The 18,020-nt window shown below is 27.1% G+C and carries 19 protein-coding genes; 2 read left to right on the top strand and 17 right to left on the bottom strand.

What is annotated here, in order from left to right:
* From I2A75_RS07345 to I2A75_RS07320, 6 genes are all read right to left on the bottom strand, one after another.
* Positions 1–72, bottom strand: a 72-nt coding sequence (locus I2A75_RS07345) for a rubredoxin-like domain-containing protein (RefSeq protein ID WP_347707743.1), incomplete at its 3' end; no start/stop codon positions are given.
* Between the two features lie 275 nt (positions 73–347).
* Complete coding sequence (locus tag I2A75_RS07340; protein WP_195263823.1) at positions 348–1,301, bottom strand: ABC transporter substrate-binding protein; 954 nt, start codon at positions 1,299–1,301, stop codon at positions 348–350.
* Between the two features lie 58 nt (positions 1,302–1,359).
* Positions 1,360–2,115 carry an ATP-binding cassette domain-containing protein gene (locus tag I2A75_RS07335; RefSeq protein WP_195263822.1) on the bottom strand — a complete coding sequence of 252 codons (756 nt, stop codon included), beginning with the start codon at positions 2,113–2,115 and terminating at the stop codon, positions 1,360–1,362.
* Positions 2,112–3,065 carry an iron chelate uptake ABC transporter family permease subunit gene (locus tag I2A75_RS07330; protein ID WP_195263821.1) on the bottom strand — a complete coding sequence of 318 codons (954 nt, stop codon included), beginning with the start codon at positions 3,063–3,065 and terminating at the stop codon, positions 2,112–2,114. The genes I2A75_RS07335 and I2A75_RS07330 overlap by 4 nt, the downstream gene beginning before the upstream one ends.
* The gene (locus tag I2A75_RS07325; protein WP_195263820.1) at positions 3,065–4,000 is read right to left on the bottom strand and encodes an iron chelate uptake ABC transporter family permease subunit; all 936 of its coding nucleotides are present in this window, start codon (positions 3,998–4,000) and stop codon (positions 3,065–3,067) included. Before I2A75_RS07325 ends, I2A75_RS07330 begins: the two co-directional genes overlap by 1 nt.
* A 206-nt stretch (positions 4,001–4,206) precedes the next feature.
* On the bottom strand, positions 4,207–4,998 hold the full coding sequence (locus I2A75_RS07320) for a GTP pyrophosphokinase family protein (protein WP_195263819.1): 792 nt from the start codon (positions 4,996–4,998) through the stop codon (positions 4,207–4,209).
* Positions 4,999–5,358: 360 nt separating this feature from the next.
* On the opposite strand from I2A75_RS07320, the gene I2A75_RS07315 reads away from it, so the two are divergent.
* Together I2A75_RS07315 and I2A75_RS07310 are read left to right on the top strand one after the other, a co-directional pair.
* Entirely contained in the window at positions 5,359–6,084 is a 726-nt protein-coding gene (locus tag I2A75_RS07315; RefSeq protein ID WP_195263818.1) for a DUF2225 domain-containing protein, read from the top strand.
* Between the two features lies 1 nt (position 6,085).
* Complete coding sequence (locus tag I2A75_RS07310) at positions 6,086–7,060, top strand: methyl-accepting chemotaxis protein (RefSeq protein ID WP_195263817.1); 975 nt, start codon at positions 6,086–6,088, stop codon at positions 7,058–7,060.
* A gap of 94 nt (positions 7,061–7,154) precedes the next feature.
* Here I2A75_RS07310 and I2A75_RS07305 read toward each other — a convergent pair whose 3' ends face one another.
* The 11 genes from I2A75_RS07305 to I2A75_RS07255 form a co-directional block, all read right to left on the bottom strand.
* Positions 7,155–9,626 carry an FAD-dependent oxidoreductase gene (locus I2A75_RS07305; RefSeq protein ID WP_195263816.1) on the bottom strand — a complete coding sequence of 824 codons (2,472 nt, stop codon included), beginning with the start codon at positions 9,624–9,626 and terminating at the stop codon, positions 7,155–7,157.
* A 203-nt stretch (positions 9,627–9,829) separates the two neighbouring features.
* On the bottom strand, positions 9,830–10,111 hold the full coding sequence (locus I2A75_RS07300) for a metalloregulator ArsR/SmtB family transcription factor (RefSeq protein WP_195263815.1): 282 nt from the start codon (positions 10,109–10,111) through the stop codon (positions 9,830–9,832).
* Positions 10,112–10,225: 114 nt separating this feature from the next.
* Positions 10,226–10,879, bottom strand: a complete 654-nt coding sequence (locus tag I2A75_RS07295; protein ID WP_195263814.1) for a Crp/Fnr family transcriptional regulator — start codon at positions 10,877–10,879, stop codon at positions 10,226–10,228.
* Positions 10,880–10,979: 100 nt separating this feature from the next.
* Complete coding sequence (locus I2A75_RS07290) at positions 10,980–11,213, bottom strand: glutaredoxin family protein (RefSeq protein WP_195263813.1); 234 nt, start codon at positions 11,211–11,213, stop codon at positions 10,980–10,982.
* 315 nt (positions 11,214–11,528) lie between these two features.
* Complete coding sequence (locus I2A75_RS07285) at positions 11,529–11,852, bottom strand: hypothetical protein (protein ID WP_195263812.1); 324 nt, start codon at positions 11,850–11,852, stop codon at positions 11,529–11,531.
* A gap of 11 nt (positions 11,853–11,863) precedes the next feature.
* Positions 11,864–12,274, bottom strand: a complete 411-nt coding sequence (locus tag I2A75_RS07280) for a YbaN family protein (RefSeq protein ID WP_195263811.1) — start codon at positions 12,272–12,274, stop codon at positions 11,864–11,866.
* A 31-nt stretch (positions 12,275–12,305) separates the two neighbouring features.
* Positions 12,306–12,596, bottom strand: a complete 291-nt coding sequence (locus I2A75_RS07275) for a nitrous oxide-stimulated promoter family protein (protein WP_195263810.1) — start codon at positions 12,594–12,596, stop codon at positions 12,306–12,308.
* A gap of 89 nt (positions 12,597–12,685) precedes the next feature.
* On the bottom strand, positions 12,686–14,356 hold the full coding sequence (locus I2A75_RS07270; protein WP_195263809.1) for an ABC transporter ATP-binding protein: 1,671 nt from the start codon (positions 14,354–14,356) through the stop codon (positions 12,686–12,688).
* 2 nt (positions 14,357–14,358) lie between these two features.
* Positions 14,359–16,113, bottom strand: coding sequence for an ABC transporter ATP-binding protein/permease (locus I2A75_RS07265; protein WP_195263808.1), 1,755 nt, complete (start codon positions 16,111–16,113; stop codon positions 14,359–14,361).
* A 126-nt stretch (positions 16,114–16,239) separates the two neighbouring features.
* Complete coding sequence (locus I2A75_RS07260; RefSeq protein ID WP_195263807.1) at positions 16,240–16,518, bottom strand: DUF2325 domain-containing protein; 279 nt, start codon at positions 16,516–16,518, stop codon at positions 16,240–16,242.
* Positions 16,519–16,872: 354 nt separating this feature from the next.
* Positions 16,873–17,511: a DUF3793 family protein gene (locus I2A75_RS07255; RefSeq protein WP_195263806.1), complete on the bottom strand. Its 639-nt coding sequence runs from the start codon at positions 17,509–17,511 to the stop codon at positions 16,873–16,875.
* Positions 17,512–18,020: the final 509 nt, after the last annotated feature.

The following is an 18,020-nucleotide window of genomic DNA, read 5'->3' as shown; positions in this document are numbered from 1 at the left end:
TACTGGACATACTTCTGGTGCTGCATCTCCTTCATGAACGTATCCACATACTGTACAAACAAATTTCTTCATAATTTGAACTCCTCCTAATTTATATATAATTTAATAATTTATTTTTCTATAACTCTTATCAAATCCTTTTGATGTTATTATTATATAATAATAATTATCCATTGTAAATATCAAAATCCACTTTTATGAAAATTTCAAAATAAAATGTACAAGCTTTTCTTTTTTTTATAAATGCTTATTTTTAATTAATAATTTGATACTAAAAACTTCTTTTTATAAATAAAAAGGAAATTTAACACAGGTCAAATTTCCTTTTTTTACAATTATATATTCTATTACTTTATTCCTACTGCTGTTTCCATATCTGAAATTATAGCATCTATAGCCATTATTCCACTTCCACCAACATACCAAGCTTGTGGATTTACATATACTATATGTCCTTCTTCATAAGCTTTAGTTGTCTTTATCAACTCATTTTCTACTGCTTCTTTAACTGATGCTTGAGTTCCAGTTACAGCTCCTCTATCTAAGACAAATAAGTAATCTGGATTCTTTTCTTTTAAGTATTCAAATGAAATATTTTGTCCGTGATTTGAAACTTCTATTTTTGTATCTGCTGGAGTAAATCCGAACTTGCTATAAACCATATCATATCTTGATCCTGCACCATAAACTGATAATGAACCTTCATTAAACATTGTCATTAAAGCTGTTGAATTATTTTCTTTAACTTTTCCACTTACTGCTTCTAATCTCTTATTTATACTTTCTAATTCAGCAGTAACGCCTTCTTCTTTATTAAATACTTTACCTAATACTTTAGCATTATTTTCTGCTGAAGCAAATATATCGCTATTAACTGTACCTAAATATAATACTGGAGCAATTTTCTTTAAATCTTCATAATAAGACTCTTGTCTTCCTTCTATTATAATTAAATCTGGTTCAGCTGCATTAATCTTTTCTAAATCAAATTCTTTTAATGAACCTAAATCAACATATTTATCATCTTTATATTTATCTAAGTATGTTGGAAGAGAACTTTTTGGTAATGCTACCGGCTCAACCCCTAACTTAGCCATTATATCTAATGAACCGTAATCTAAAACTACTACATTTTTAGGATTAACAGGAACCTCTACTTCACCTTTTTGGTCTGTAACAACAACTGTTTTATTTTCTTCTTGTGCTGATTCTTCAGCTTTTTTATCACCTGAAGTACAACCTACTACTCCTACCATTAATAACATAACCATACTTAATATGACTGCAAGTCTCTTTTTCATTAAATTTACCTCCATTTTTTTCTTTTATATAAATTTTATTTTTACATACTAATGTTTTTTAGAAATAAATACATATTTTTTGATTATTTACTTCTCTAATATTAAAGTTCATATCGTAAAGACAGCTTAGACTATCTTCTGTTATCATTTCTTCTGTTATTGTATGATTTACTAATTTCCCATCCTTCAATGCTACAATAGTATCTGAATAACAAGATGCAAAATTTATATCATGAATAACTATTATTATAGTTTTTCCTAAATCATTAACCATTTGTCTAAGCATTTTCATCATTTCAGCTGAATGCTTCATGTCTAAATTATTTAGCGGCTCATCTAAAAGTATGTAATCAGTATCTTGAGCAATTATCATTGCAATATATGCTCTTTGCCTTTGTCCACCACTTAACTCATCAAGGTACTTATCTTGAATATCTGTAAGCTTCATATAATCTAAAGCTTCATCAACAAATTTTTCATCATCTTCTTTTAGCTTTCCTTCACAATATGGAAACCTTCCAAATGAAACAAGTTCTCTAATAGTTAGTCTTATATTTAAATTATTACTTTGCTTTAATATTGATAATTTTTTTGATAACTCTTTAGAGTCCCACTTTTTTATTTCCTTGCCATCTATAATAACTTCTCCTGAATCTGAGTCCATAAGTCTTGATATTATAGATAAAACAGTACTTTTACCAGCACCATTAGGCCCTATAAAGGAAGTTATTTTACCTTCTTCTATGTTAAAAGAAACATCTTCTAGAACTTTTTTACTTCCATAACTTTTACTAATATTTCTTACTTCTATCATAACTTACTCTCCCTTAATAATAGATTTATAAAGTAAATTCCTCCAATAAAGTTAATTATTATACTTATAGTTGTATTAAAGTTGAATAATCTTTCCACCAAGAATTGGCCTCCAACTAAAGCAATTATACTTATAAGTGTACCAACTATAAGAAGAACTGAATGTTTATAAGTTTTAGTTATTTCATAAGTTAAATTAACAACTATTATTCCTAAAAATGTAATAGGTCCAACTAGCGCTGTTGATAACGAAACTAGTATAGCCACAAACATTAATATTTCTTTGCTGAATTTATCGTAATCAACACCTAAGTTTATAGCTTGTTCTCTACCTAATGACATAACATCTAATTTATTAAAATCTTTATATAGAATAACTGCCATTATTACTAATATTACAATAGAAATAAATATTATCTTTGTATTAACTAGGCTAAATGAAGCAAATAGCTTTGTTTGAAGTGCATCAAATTCATTTGGATCTATTAAAACCTGCATAAATGATGATAAGCTTCTAAATAATGTTCCAACTACTGTACCTACTAATAATAAAAAGAAGATATTGTTTTTTCCACTTTTAAGAACTACTTTAAATAAAATCATTGCCAAAACTACCATTAAGGTACCTGAAGTTAAGAAGTTAATTGTTTTATTAACCATGAATATTGATGTAGATCCAAATATAAACACTACTATGGTTTGTACTAAATTATATAAAGCATCTAAGCCAATAATACTTGGCGTTATAATTCTATTATTTGTTATTGTCTGGAATAGTAACGATGCTACCGAAATTGTTGCTCCTGCTATTAATATGCCTAATACTTTTGGAATTCTAAGAGACAAATTAAATCTATAATTTTTTGCATTTAATCCCCACACTACAAACAATGTTAGAAATGTTATTGCAATTATTAGCATTATAATTATTTTTTTCTTATTATTTCTCATTATTTATTCCTCCTAAATATTAAATAAAGGAATATTACAGCTCCAATAACACCAATTGTTAAATCTATAGGCACTTCATATGGTGCAATAATTAATCTACTTATAATATCACAAGCTAAAACAAAGCTTGCACCTAGTAAAGCCACTATAGGCATGTTATTTTTAAGGTTGTCCCCTTTCCATATAGAAACTATATTAGGTATTATTAATCCTACAAAAGGAATACTGCCTACTGTTATTACAACTAAAGAAGAAATTAAAGCTACTATTATAACTCCTATATTAGTAACTCTTTTATAATTCAATCCAAGACTTACTGACATTTCTTCTCCCATACCCGCTAAAGTAAATTTATGTACATATGCAAAAGCAATAATTACTAACGGTATGCTTAAATATAATATTTCGTAGTTACCCTTTAATACTGTTGAAAAACTGCCTTGTAAAAAAGCTCCCATACTTTGCGTCAAATTGTACTTATATGCAAAGAAATCTGTTATTGATCCTATTACATTTCCTAGCATAATTCCTACAAGTGGAATAAAAATTACATTTTTTATTTTTATTTTCTTTAGTATCGTCATAAACATAAAAGTTCCCACTAAAGAAAATATGAAAGATAAAATCATCTTTTGAAATATATTAGCAGATGTAAATATTATTATAGAAAATAAAACTCCAAGCTTTGCAGAATCTACTGTTGCTGCTGTAGTTGGTGAAATAAATTTATTATTACTTATTTGCTGCATTATCACACCACTTATACTCATCCCCACTCCAGCAACTAATATACTGATTAAACGAGGCAATCTGCTTATCATAAGAACCTCTATTTCGGAAGTTCCCATATTAAATATATTTATATTTGATACTCCAACGAATATGGATATTACTGATAGAATAATAGTAATAGCCAATAAAGATTTTTTAGTCATATACTCACTCCCGTTACTTGATAATCTATATCAACTGATTATTATTATAGTTGATAAAGATTATCAATGTCAATATACTTTTGGAGAATTTATCTATATTTTTATACATTAATTAATAAATAGATAGTCTTCATATAAGATATAGCTATCTATTTATTGATAAAAAAAGAGTATGATTACTAAAAATCATACTCTTAAGATTAAATTCAATCTCTATATTTATTTACATCCCTTTTTATAGATACCAATAAATTATTAAGTTCATATATTTCTCCATCCTCTATTAGCTTATTTAATGAACTTTCATATCTACTTGCTTCCGCAAATTTTCCTAGCGATATAAGAGTTAATATATTATGCATAATATTTGAAATTATGTCTGATTTTATTTCAAATAGCTTTTGAGCATCCTTAATTTCATCTTTAATATCAAGCATTTGCTCATCCAACTCAAATGCTGCATCTGCTGCTCTTTTTAGCTTTTCTCTTACATTATCGGGAAGCTGTTTCTTATATTTATAATTTAATGAGTGCTCTATTGTTGCCCAGAAATTCATAGCTAAAGTCCTTATCTGAAATTCAGCCAGTATTTCTTTTTGACCTTCTGCCATATTTATTGGATATTTAATTATAATATGATAACTTCTATATCCACTTTCCTTTACACCTCTAACATAGTCCTTTTCATAAAGAATTTGCATATCTTTTCTTGCTCTTAATATTTCTACAACTCTATCTATATCATCTACAAATTGGCACATTATTCTAATGCCAGCTATATCTTCAATTTCATATTGAAGCCTATCTAAAGGAATTTCAAATTTATTAGCTTTTTCTAGAAGACTAGAAATTTCTTTTACTCTTCCAGTAACAAATTCTATTGGAGAATATTCATTTTTCTTTCTATATTCCTTTCTAATACTTCTAAGCTTTACCTTTAATTCATCTACAGCCTGTTCATAAGGCATAAAAAAACTTTTCCAATCTTGAATCGCCATATCTTATCACCCTTTTCAAACTTCACCCTAAATATTATATCAAAAATATCAAATTGTGTAATTAAATTATTTAACTATATAGGATAAAATACAGATTTTACCCTATATAGTTAAAATGTAACTTATTACTAATCATTAATTTCAAAGATATCTCACACTTAATTAATATATATTATTTTAATTTTATTGTGTACTCAAATAATTCTATTTACTATTTTACATCATAATACTATTAAATTTGTAGATTATTATTTTAAAATGTATTTATAAGTTATTTTTTTGTATTTGTAATTGTTTTAGCTACAAATTTGTTATAATATGTTATAATTAGATATATGTAGAATGCCGAGGTGGTAACTTATGATAAGCTCATTAAAGAGTGTACAAACTAAAGATTCAATAAAAAAAGACGATAATAGTGATAAAGCAACTAAAAACTTATTTCTCAAAGAAGTTAATTGTCCAGTTTGTGAAAATTCCTTTAAAACACCAACTGTAAAAGTCAATGCCTCTAGAGTTACTTCTAGAGATTCTGATTTGTTTATAAGATATTCAGTTGAAAATCCATATCTTTATGAAGTATGGCTATGTCCAAGCTGTGGTTACGCAGCTCTTAAAACGGACTTTAATAAAATTAGAGACTTTCAAATAAAGCTAGTAAAGGAAAAAATTACTCCTAAATGGGTTAATCGTGAATACGATATTCCTTTCACTGAAAAAATTTCAATCGAAAGATACAAATTAGCTTTAGTTAACTCACTAGTTATTGAAAGTAAAAATAGTACAAAAGCTATGCTTTGTTTAAAAATTGCTTGGATGTATAGGTTATTAATGGATGAAGTTAATGAAAAAAACTATATAAATCAAGCATTAATAGCCTTTAATGATACATTTATAAATGAAAAGCTACCAGTTTATGGATTGGATAGGTTTTCTATTATGTACCTAATAGGTGAATTACATAGAAGAGTTGGGGACGATACATCAGCCTTAAGATGGTTTTCAGAAGTCATTACATCCATAGGTGCACCCCAAAAAGTAAAAGAAATGGCTCGAGATGGAAAAGATAAAATTAGGAGGTACTAATATGGGTTTATTTTCTAAATCAAAGAAAAAAAATATATCAATGAATGATGTTACTAAAGAAGTTTCAGATGATTTTATTGCAAATAATATTGATGAAAAAGAAAATACAAATGAGAATTTAAAAAATGAGATGGTTATGTTAAGTGATACTAGTTCTAGTATTTCTAATGCAATTCAAGATGTTAATAACTCATTATCTAACTTAACAACTGCAACTCTTACTCAAGCAGAAGAAATTAATAATGTAAGCAACATTTTAGAAAACTTTAATAGCCGTATGGAACAATTAGCTTATAACGTTACAAATGTTCAAATTGCTGTTTTAGATACTGATAAAGTTGCAGATGAAGGCTTAAATACATTTACTGATTTAGATGAATCATTAAAGTCTTTACAACACGCTTTTACTATAGTTAGTTCAACAGTAAACTCTCTTGTATCAAAGCTAGAATCAGTAAATACTATAACAGATTCTATAAGTCAAATTGCAAGCCAAACAAATTTACTTTCTTTAAATGCTGCAATAGAAGCTGCAAGAGCAGGGGAAGCCGGCAGAGGATTCTCTGTAGTTGCTGGTGAAGTTAGAAAACTAGCTGAAAACTCAAAACAATCAGTTGAAAGTATTACTAAAATATTAGATGATATAAAATCTGATATTCTTGATACTTCTAAAGCAATGCAAGCTGGTAGTTCAGCAATTGATAATCAACAAAAGACTCTTCTTAGCACTAAGAGTAGCTTTACAAACATAAAATCATCAATAGGTGATTCAATTCAAGAAATTGATAGTTGCATAGAAAATCTAACTGTAGCTTCTTCTGAAAAAGATAATGTTTTATCTATAATAGAAAGGGTTTCTACCATTTCTCAAGAGCATTCTGCATTATGTGAAGAAATTGCTGCAAATATGGATCTTCAAGCTACAAGTTTAGAAAAGCTTGATGATACTATTTCATCATTAAATAATCAACTTTAATAACTAAAGCAATATATATTTTAATAAAGATTACTTGCAATCTAAAAAGGAGCTGTTATACAGCTCCTTTTTAGATTGAAATATGCTATTTTAATTATATAAATAAATTGACATTTGCATCATCGGCTTCTCCAAGATAGTATCCAACGCCGCCATAAGTTATTCCATCTATTAACTCTTCTTTTTTAATTCCCATAACATCCATAGACATTGTGCATGCTACTATTTCTACTCCATTTTTTATAGCTGCATCCATTAAGTCTTCTAATGATTGAATATTTTTATTTTTCATGACTCCTCTAATCATTTTAGCGCCCATTCCACCCATATTCATTCTTGATAGTCCAAGCTTTTTGCTACCTCTTGGCATCATCATACCAAATGCTTTTTCTATTATATTTTTAGGTGTCTTTATTTTTTCAGGCTTTCTTAGTACGTTTAATCCCCAGAATGTAAAGAACATAGTTACCTTTTTGCCCATTGTAGCTGCACCATTAGCAATTATAAATGAAGCAATAGCTTTATCTAGATCTCCACTAAATACAACCATTGTTTGACCATTATTATTTTGAACTGTAGTACAAGTATTAGAAATTTCAGTTCCAGATAGAATTTGATCTGAACACTTCATAATTGTTGCTTCTATAATTCCCTTGTTTTTATCTAAATTCATAAGTCTATTATTAGTTTTCTTAGTCCAAGCTTCTATATCTCTACAGAATCCTTCATCTGATACCTTTACCTTTAAGACTTCTCCATCATTCATATCATCCATAGTTGCTTTTACTTGCATTAAAGGTCCTGGACAAGATAATCCTGTTGCATTTAATTCTCTTACCTTATCAGCTGCTACTTCTTTCATTACAGAATCTCCATTTTCACTATTATTTATATTATTATTTTTACTTTCAAAAACTTTTGCTTTGTAGTTCCAGTTTACATAAGACTTATAACCACCATTTAAGTTTCTAGCTTTAAAGCCATTAGCCTTTAATATTCTAGCTGCTATATAACCTCTTATTCCTACTGCACAATAAACTAAAATTTCTTTATCTTTATCTAGCTTATCTAAATTATTTCTTAAATCATTAACTGGTATATTTATTGAATTTTCTATCTTTCCAAGCTCTACTTCTTGCTTATCTCTTGTATCTAATAAAATTTGCTTTGATGAATCAAATTTATTTAAATCCTCTATGTTTATAACATCTACTAGTCCTTTGGTTTGATTTTGAGCTATAAAACCTGCCATATTTGCTGGTGATTTTGCTGATAGGAACGGTGGTGCATATGAAAGTTCAAGTTCTGCTAAATCTTCCATTGTTCCACCAAACTTAATTGATGTTGCTATTACATCTATAAATTTATCTACCCCTTCATATCCTAAAGCTTGAGCTCCAAGTATTTTACCTTCAACATCATATATCACCTTTATTGTTAGCGGTGTAGCATCTGGATAATATCCAGCATGACTCATTGGATGTAAATATACTTTATTAAATTTAATTCCATATCTATTTAAAGTTCTTTCATTATTTCCTGTTGAAGCTGCAACCATATCAAATATTTTTATTATAGATGTTCCTAAAGTTCCTTTATATGCTGAATTTAAACCTGCTATATTATCAGCTATTATTCTTCCTTGTTTGTTTGCTGGTCCTGCTAGTGGTATAAATGCTTCATTTCCATTTACATAGTCTTTTACAACTACTGCATCCCCAGCCGCATATACTCCATCTTTATTAGTTCTCATGTGATCATCTACAATTATATGACCTCTTTCTCCAAGTTCTATACCACTATCTCTTATGAATGTAGTATCTGGAGTTACCCCAATAGCTGAAACAACCATATCAACAACTATTTCTTTTCCGCTTTCTAGCTTAACCTTTATAAAATTATCAGTTTCTTCAAATCCATTAACTTTTTCATTTAACATGATACTTATATCATTAGAATTTAATTCTTTTTCAATTAAGCTTGAAAATTCAGAATCAAAAGGTGCCATAACATGAGGTGCTGCTTCTACTAATGTTACTTCAATACCTCTTTCCCTTAAGTTCTCTGCCATTTCAATTCCAATAAATCCACCACCAATAACAACGGCTGATTTAGTACCTTTGGAATCTACAAAAGCTTTTACTTTATCTGTATCTGGAACATTTCTAACTGTAAATATTTTTTTACTATCTATTCCTGGTAAATTAGGTCTTATTGGTTTTGCTCCTGGTGATAAAACTAAATAATCATAGCTTTCTTCATATTCTTCATTATTAAGTGTTTTTACTTTTACCTTTTTATCATCTGCATTAATTTGTATAACTTCACTATTGATTCTTACATCTATATTAAATCTATCTTTCATCTTTTCTGGCGTTTGAAGAAGTAAAGCATCTCTCTCTTTTATTACTTCACCAACATAATAAGGAAGTCCACAGTTTGCAAAGGAAATATACTCACCTTTTTCAAACATTACTATTTCTATATTTTCATCTAATCTTCTAAGTCTAGCTGCTGCAGATGCTCCACCTGCAACTCCTCCAACTATTAAAACTTTCTTATTCATTAAAAATCCTCCTAAATCTGCTGATATTATTCTTTCTAAATTTTTTATATCTATAATCAATATAATATTCATTCAATTAATTATTGTTATATTATAATATTACGATATTTATTTTAAATTTAAAGAACAGCTATAATTTAGCTGTTCTAAATTAGCAACTTTACACTATTAAAAATTTAAATTATTGATAAATAATTTGAATATTATTCTTCTATAAGAGCTTGTATAATTTTCTCAGCTCTTTTATCAACTACTTCATATACTATTTCAAGTCCGTTTCTTTCACCTTTAATTATTCCAACACTCTTTAGCTTTTGAAGATGTTGAGAAATTGTAGATTGAGGCATACCTAAGCAACTATGCATATTAGTTACATTACAAGAACCCTTTTCTAAAAGATTTTTTACTATACAAAGTCTAACTGGATGAGCTAAAACTTTTAAAAATTCTGCTATATCCTCGTATTGTTTGTAATTACTGTCCAAGATATCACCTCTTCTCATCTTACATATTAGCTACACATATCATTGTTATTTCTGTGTCAATAATATTACTATATTCAAATTTTAAGATATTGTTACCTAAATGTCAATACTAATTTAAAAAATCCAATTTTTTATTTTTATCTTTCCTCTTCCAAGTTCTAATATTTCTCTTTTTTCTAATGATTTTAAGCTCCTACTTACTACTTCCCTTGAAGATCCTATATCTGCAGCAATTTTTTCATGAGTTGTATAAATTATTTTTCCACCATTATTATCATTCATTTTTTCTTTAAAATAATTTATAATTCTATTTTCTATACTGTCAAATGTAACTTTTTCTAATCCTTCTACTACGGTTTCAAACTTATTGTATAAATTTTTAAATATATATTTTAAGAAGCTACTATTATCTAATAAATGTCTCTTAAAAAAATCCATTGGTAATAAAGCAATCACTGCATTTTCTTCTACCTCAGAAAATGAAGTTTCTTCTGATTCAGTTAAAGCACATAATATTGTGTTAAAACAATTATCTCCCTTACCCAATCTATATAAAGTTATCTCTTTTCCATCATCACCAAGTTTATAAATTCTTATTCTACCATCTAATATAAAAGAAAATCCTATACAACTTTGTTTATTATTAAACATACTTTGTCCAACTTCATAGGTATTTACAATAACCCTCTTAAAAAATTCTTCTAATACTTCTTCACTTAAATCAGTTAAAAACGGATAATTTTCTATAACCTTTTTTCTTAACTCCATACTCTTACCTCATAAAATTCTTAAAAATAAAAAAAGTAAAACTAATTCTATTTTAGCTTTACTTTTTTTCTTTATCAATGTTTTTGATAATTATTTAATATTATAGTCCTAATAAATTATCTATTGTGTTTTTATCAAAACCAACAACTATTTTTCCGTTTATATCCAAAACAGGAACTCCCATTTGTCCACTTTTATTTACCATTTCCATAGCTGCTGCTCTATTTAATCCTACGTTAACTTCTTCATAATTTATATTCTTACTCTTTAAATAATTTTTTACTTTTGTACACCATGGACAAGTATTAGTTGTGTAAACTTTTATATTATTCATTTCTATTTCCTCCAATAATGTATTATTTACTCTATGATATAAGTATATTCTCATTCTTCAAATTTGACTGTAACAAAGTCACAAAACTAATTTTTCTATAAAAAAAACATACTTTTCAGATATAAAAGTACGTTTCTATAAATGTATATTTTTCTAGCCTTAACCTATTTCTAAAATTAAAGCTATTCATATATAGCTATAAAAATATAGTCTTCTTGAAATCTAAATATTTAAAGCTATTTAGATTTTCATAAACACTATACTTATTTTGATACCCCAAATTTAAGTAACATATTTATTTGTAATTATTTAAGATTATTTTAATATAGCTATAACTGTAAATAGATAAACAAAAAATCCTACAGTACAAATAATATGAGGTTTCTTATATGTCTTAGGCTTTTTAGTTGAAAAGTATCCTGTTACTCCAATAGCAATCATTATTCCAGTAAAACCAATATATTTTATGAAATCATCTTGACCTATTTTTTGTATTAATGCAAAGCACATTGCTAATACAGATATAGTCCCAAGATAAATATGCGTTTTTACAAAGTTTATCTTCTTTATTTTAAATATCTTAGGTATATAATAAAATAATAATGATAACATAAATAGCGATGATGATATTCTTTCCATTGTTCCTCCAACTAATTTTCTTGTGTTAATTTTCTTATTGCTTTTTCTTCTGCTGTTATAGTTTTTATTCTAAAGATGAAATAATAGAATTTAAATAGTATAAGTACTACTATCACACCCTTCATGAATAAGCTATCTATAAGTATTAAAGGAAATGCTAACATGAAATCTGCAAATGCTAAGATACATATTTTCTCCTTTAGTGTCATAGTTCTTTCTTTTACAAAGGATTCTAAGTGATTTTTATATAGCTTTGTTCCTATAAACCAAGTATTAAATCTATCTGATCCCTTTGCAAAACAATATGATGCTAATAGTAAAAACGGTGTTGTTGGAAGTATTGGAAGTACTACCCCTATAGCACCTAATACTACTGAAATTAGTCCTACTGTTATATAAATATATTTTTTTATTGACTTCATAATAATATCTCCTCTTCAATTATTATTTAAGTTAGTACGTAATATGCCTAATTAACTCTATTGGATTATATATAATTAGTCTTGGACCAGAAAACCTCATAACCCTCTTAATTTTCTCTTTCATATCCTTTTTATAACAATGTATTGGACATTTACCACAAGTACTCTTTTCTTCACCAAATTTACAATAAGTAAGTCTCTTCAAAGCATATTCAAGCAATTCGCTACATTCAGCGCATAACTCTTTTTCCTTATGCTTCTTTTTACAATATATTTTTATCATAAGCTCTATTGTCTTTTTTTCTCTTTCAATCTTAGTCATATATCCCCCATGAATTTAATAATCATTATCAAGTACTTCTTTAAATTAAGAGGACTTTTACATCCTCTTAAAATTTAAATTTACTTACTTTAACTTATCTTAATTTGCTTATTTTCTAATTTATATACCTTATCACAAATAGCTGTTGTAGATTTTCTATGAGAAATTAATATAATAGTTTTTTCTTTACAATTTTCATTTATAGCTTTTAATATTTCCCCTTCATTTAAAGCATCTAAATTACTAGTTGGCTCGTCTAATACTAATACATCACTATCTTTTAAGAAAGCTCTTGCTAATCCAATTCTTTGTTTTTCTCCAGAAGATAAATTCCCTCCAAGTTCTGAAACCCTAGTTTCATATCCTTTTGGAAGACTTAATATAAAATCATGAATTGAGGCTTTCTTTGCTGCTTCTATTATTTCTGCTTCAGAAGCGTTTTTATTTCCTACTTTTATATTTTCTCTTATTGATTCATTAAATAAATATGTTTCTTGGCTAACTAATGTTTGAGAACTTCTTAGTGATTCTGTATTAATATCTTTTATATCTATATTATCTAATTTTATATCCCCGCTATTAACATCCCAAAATCTCATTATTAGTTTTATGAATGTACTCTTACCAATTCCACTTTCCCCTATTAATGCAATCTTGTCTCCCTTTCTTATGTTTAAAGATGCATTATTGAATATCATTTCTTTTCTATTTGGATATGAGAAGCTTACACTTTTATATTCAATATCATTTCCTTGTATGTCTTCTTTACCACTTACTTCTTCCACTTGAGGTTTTTCATCTAAAAGAGCAAAGATTCTTTCTGCACAAGCAAAAGTTTGAAGTAATGTATTTGATAAATTACTTAAAGCAACTACTGGTCCAAAAGATGAAGCTATTATTACTATTGAAACTATAGCAGTAGTAAAACTTATATTCCCTGATAAATATTCGCTTGTCCCAATTAGTACAAAAGTTAATATTGCAATCATTATTGTAATATCTGTTGTTGCTCTAATTACTCCTTCATGCTTTTTTATTTTTTCTAAACTCTTATTAAGTCTAATTGAATTTTCATTTATCTTATTTAACCTTTCTTTACCATTTTTAAATAATAATACTTCTTTTAATCCTCTTAATGAATCAAGAATATAATTATTACTTTCACCGAATATATTTCTATAATTTACTCCAGCTTCTTTTGCAAAACTTGATGAAGCATAAGGTATTACAAAACCAACTATTAAAAAGAATATAGCAGCTAACACACCAAATACTGGTCTTATATTAAATAAAATTATTGATATAATTGAGTTTGTAATTATAGCAATTGAAATTGGTGCTATTGTATGTGCATAAAATACTTCTAATAACTCTATATCAGAAGTTATTAATGCAATCAAATTTCCTTTTTCTTTTCCTTCTAATTTTGCTGGTGCTAATTTTCTTAATACAGTAAATATCTTATCTCTTAATATATACAGTATTTTAAAAGCTATATAATGCCCTGATAGTTGTTCTCCATATCTTAAGAACCCTCTAAAAAGTGCAGAAATAGCCATAACTATCATTGCTCCCTTGAAGCTTATAAAAGTTATATCTCCTATATATGCACCTAGTGCTACAGCGCCAAAAGAAGCTATAGAAATTGCAGCAAGGAAGCCTAATACTCCCATAAATATAGTAATTACCATTACAGGTGCTAATGGTTTTAACTCAACTATTAATCTTTTCATTATTTGGAAGCCTGATCTTCTTTTCATATCTAACAAACCTCCCTAATTTCTTCTAATTCATTTTGCTTATCAACCATGCTGTAGTAATATCTATTAAGCTTCATAAGCTCTTCATGAGTACCTTCTTCACATAATATTCCTTTATTCATAACATATATATTTTTAGCTCCTCTTACATTTGCTAATCTATGCGATATTACTAATATAGTTTTTTCTTTTGAAAGATCATATATAGATTCCCAAATAGCTTCTTCACTTTCTACATCTATATTAGAAGTTGCTTCATCAAATATTATCATCTTTCTATTTGCTAAAATAGCTCTTGCAAGTGCTAATCTTTGCTTTTGTCCCCCTGATAAAGCACTTCCGCCTTCACCTACATTTGTATTCAATCCATCTTTTAAACTATCTACAAAACTATCTAGTCTAGCAAGCTTTAATGCATTTTTTATTTCTTCATTAGTTGCATATTTCTTTCCTATAAGTAAATTATCTAAAATAGTTCCATTAAATATATAACTATTAGTTGATATTAAGGCTATATTTTCATAAATAGTATCTAAATCAATCTTTTCTATATCAACTGAATTTAATAATACTTTTCCTTTATTAACTTTATAGTTATTTAAAATTATAGATGCAATAGTACTTTTACCTGAACCACTTTCCCCTACAATCGCAACCATTCCTTTTGGAGTTATCTTCATATTTATGCCATTTAGAACTTCTCTTTCTCCATCATAACTAAAGCTAGCATTGTTTAATTCAACTGTGATATCACCAGCTATTTCTTTAACGTTAGTGTCTATGTCTTTTTCTCTTTCTTTAGCATCTAGTATTCCAAAAATTCTATCAGATGCTGCCATACCATTCATTGCTATATGGAAGTATGATCCTAAAAGTCTTAATGGTATAAAGAATTCTGAAGATAATAAAATTATTACAAGTAAACTTCCAGGATTAAGTTCCCCATTACTAAATTGAATTAGTGCAACTATTGTCCCAGCAGCTGCTCCACCAAAGGCTACTAAATCCATTATTGTAATAGAATTTAGTTGCATACTTAAAACCTTCATTGTTATCTTTCTAAACTTTTCTGCTTCTGTATTCATTTTTTGATGTCTTTCTTCATCCATATTAAAAACCTTTAAAGTTGTTAATCCCTGAAGATTTTCTAAGAATGTACCACCTAAATCTGAATAGCTCTTCCAATAATCTTTTAATATTCTCTTTGCAATTTTCATTATTGCAATTATTGATATTGGGATAAGAGGTACGCAAAGAATGAATACTAAAGCTGCCTTAAATGATATAAAACTCATAAATACAAATAATGTTACTGGAACTAATAATGAATAGAAAAATTGTGGTAGATACTTCCCAAAATAAATTTCTAATTGTTCTACTCCCTCTACCATTACTTGAACTATGGATGAAGTGCTTTCTACATTGCTGTATCCATTTCCTAACTTCAATAATTTTTTATAAACAAGCTCTCTTAAAGTCATTCTTGCTTTTGTTGATGCCAAATCTGAAAATTTAGCATATAAAATATTGCAAATAAATCTTAAACATAATAATAGGAATATTATTGCTCCAGATATAAAAATAGATTTATCTGCTATGCTAGTTGTTTCAGCAGAATAAATATTATTAATAAACTGTCCTATAAGCAGTATTATTATAATATTACAGATAATAGCAAGCCAATTCATAAATATAGTGAAGCCAATATACTTTTTAGAATCATTACAAAGGTTTATAAGCCTCTTATTGATCATCATATTATAAATCCCCCATTTCATTGATATTAAATTTCATTTGATAATTACAGTACAAAAGTATACTGTAATTGATATTCATTTTCAATTATATATTATATTTTTATTGTTAATTTTTTATGAACATCGTTATATTATATTTTTTATAATTTCCTCTAAAGAATGAACAGTACTATTATGATTATTAATTACTCTTATATTTTTTCTTTCAGCTTCCTTTTTTGCTTTTATAGCCATTTTATGTGATACTATGTTTGTAAATAATATTATTACATCCGCGCTACCTATCTTATCATTTAGCCCAGCTTTCATTTGAGTAAATATTTTAGCCTTACATTTATATTTTTTACAGATATTTAAATAATCCCTACTCATTCTATCGTGACCACCAATTACAACTATACTCATTTAATATCCACTCTTTCTTTTCAATTGTTTATAATAATAGTTACTCTTAATGATATGTATTAACTTTCCGATTTTTATATAATTTCGAATACATATCATTAATGAGGCTAATTCATTTTTGGGTAATTTTAAGTAGCAAAATATAAGTTGGCGAAGATAAATAGACTGTGGAATAAGCATATAGCGAGCAATTAGAAGTACTTGGTGTTGGAGAAACTACTAGGCCTTGGTGTTGCTTAATTGTTTGAGCACAGCGAGTTAACCAAAACTCTTGGCATAGTAGTTTTTCCTAATTATTTATAGGAACATATCTATTTATCATAGCCTCTATATTCTCAATTTATAAAATTTTGCTTATATGCAAAACTTAATATTATCGTAGTTACTAAAAATTATATTGTTTACTATTGAATCAATAGGTTCTCCTTCTAGAATTTTATCCATTGTCTTTTCTCTTACATCATCATATATATCGAATATTTCTAATGCCTTTTCATAATTGCTATAAACTTTCCAATATCCACACCCTAAACACTTCTTATAACTACATTGCATAAAGCCTTTTACATCATTAATTGGAATTCCTAAAAATATACCAAGCTCATGAGGACATTTAAATTTCTCATATCTTTCTTTTAAGTATTCTATATAATAAGAAATATTATTATTTCTTTTATATCCAAGTTTAATTAAAAAATCCATATTTTCAGGCTTAAATATATGCTTTTTTAGAATATCATTATTATAAATTAGTATTATTGAGGCATTATCATCTTCTCTTAAATTAATAAAGCTTAAATTTATAGATTTTAAAAATGATTTCCCATCTTGAATCCAAGTTTTATATAACTTTTCTAACTTTTTATTTATAGTTACAGTTGCTGAAGGTTTAACGCCTGCTATCACCAAGGAACTATTATATAATAAGAACTTTTTTATAGATTCTTCGTTTTCTATATTGAATAAGTCTTTATAAAATTCAATTTTATCCATACATAACACCACCTATTCTATTAATCAATATTGATATTCATTATCAATTAAATATTATTTTATTATATAATTTTTGTCAATCCTTACTTAATTATCTTTTAATCTACTATTCTTATTTTTAGGAATTTATATACGAATTATACATAAAAAATAGGAATGTCTCAGACATCCCTTAATTTGTATTTTCTTCAAAATACTTTGTAGTACATTTTATCTTCATTTTACATCTTTCATTTTAAATTTTTAATTGCATAATAAAATAGTTTTTTAGCTCTTATTTTACTAAATTAGCTGTTCCACCTACTGTTTCCTTATTAAAGTGTTTTACTAAGATTATAATACTATTTCAATAATACCTATTATAACCTCTTTAGCAGCAAGTCCTGTTAATATTGGTACTCTAGCTTGCCATGCTCAAAACCTAATGGTTCAAATATTGGTGCTACGAATCCACCAAGAATGGCAAAGAAACTTGTACTTATTTCATTATTCTATCCATAAGGAATGTA

This window comes from Clostridium sp. 1001275B_160808_H3 (genome assembly GCF_015550425.1).
Classification (GTDB): domain Bacteria; phylum Bacillota; class Clostridia; order Clostridiales; family Clostridiaceae; genus Clostridium.
This window is presented reverse-complemented; position numbering and strand designations above follow the sequence as displayed.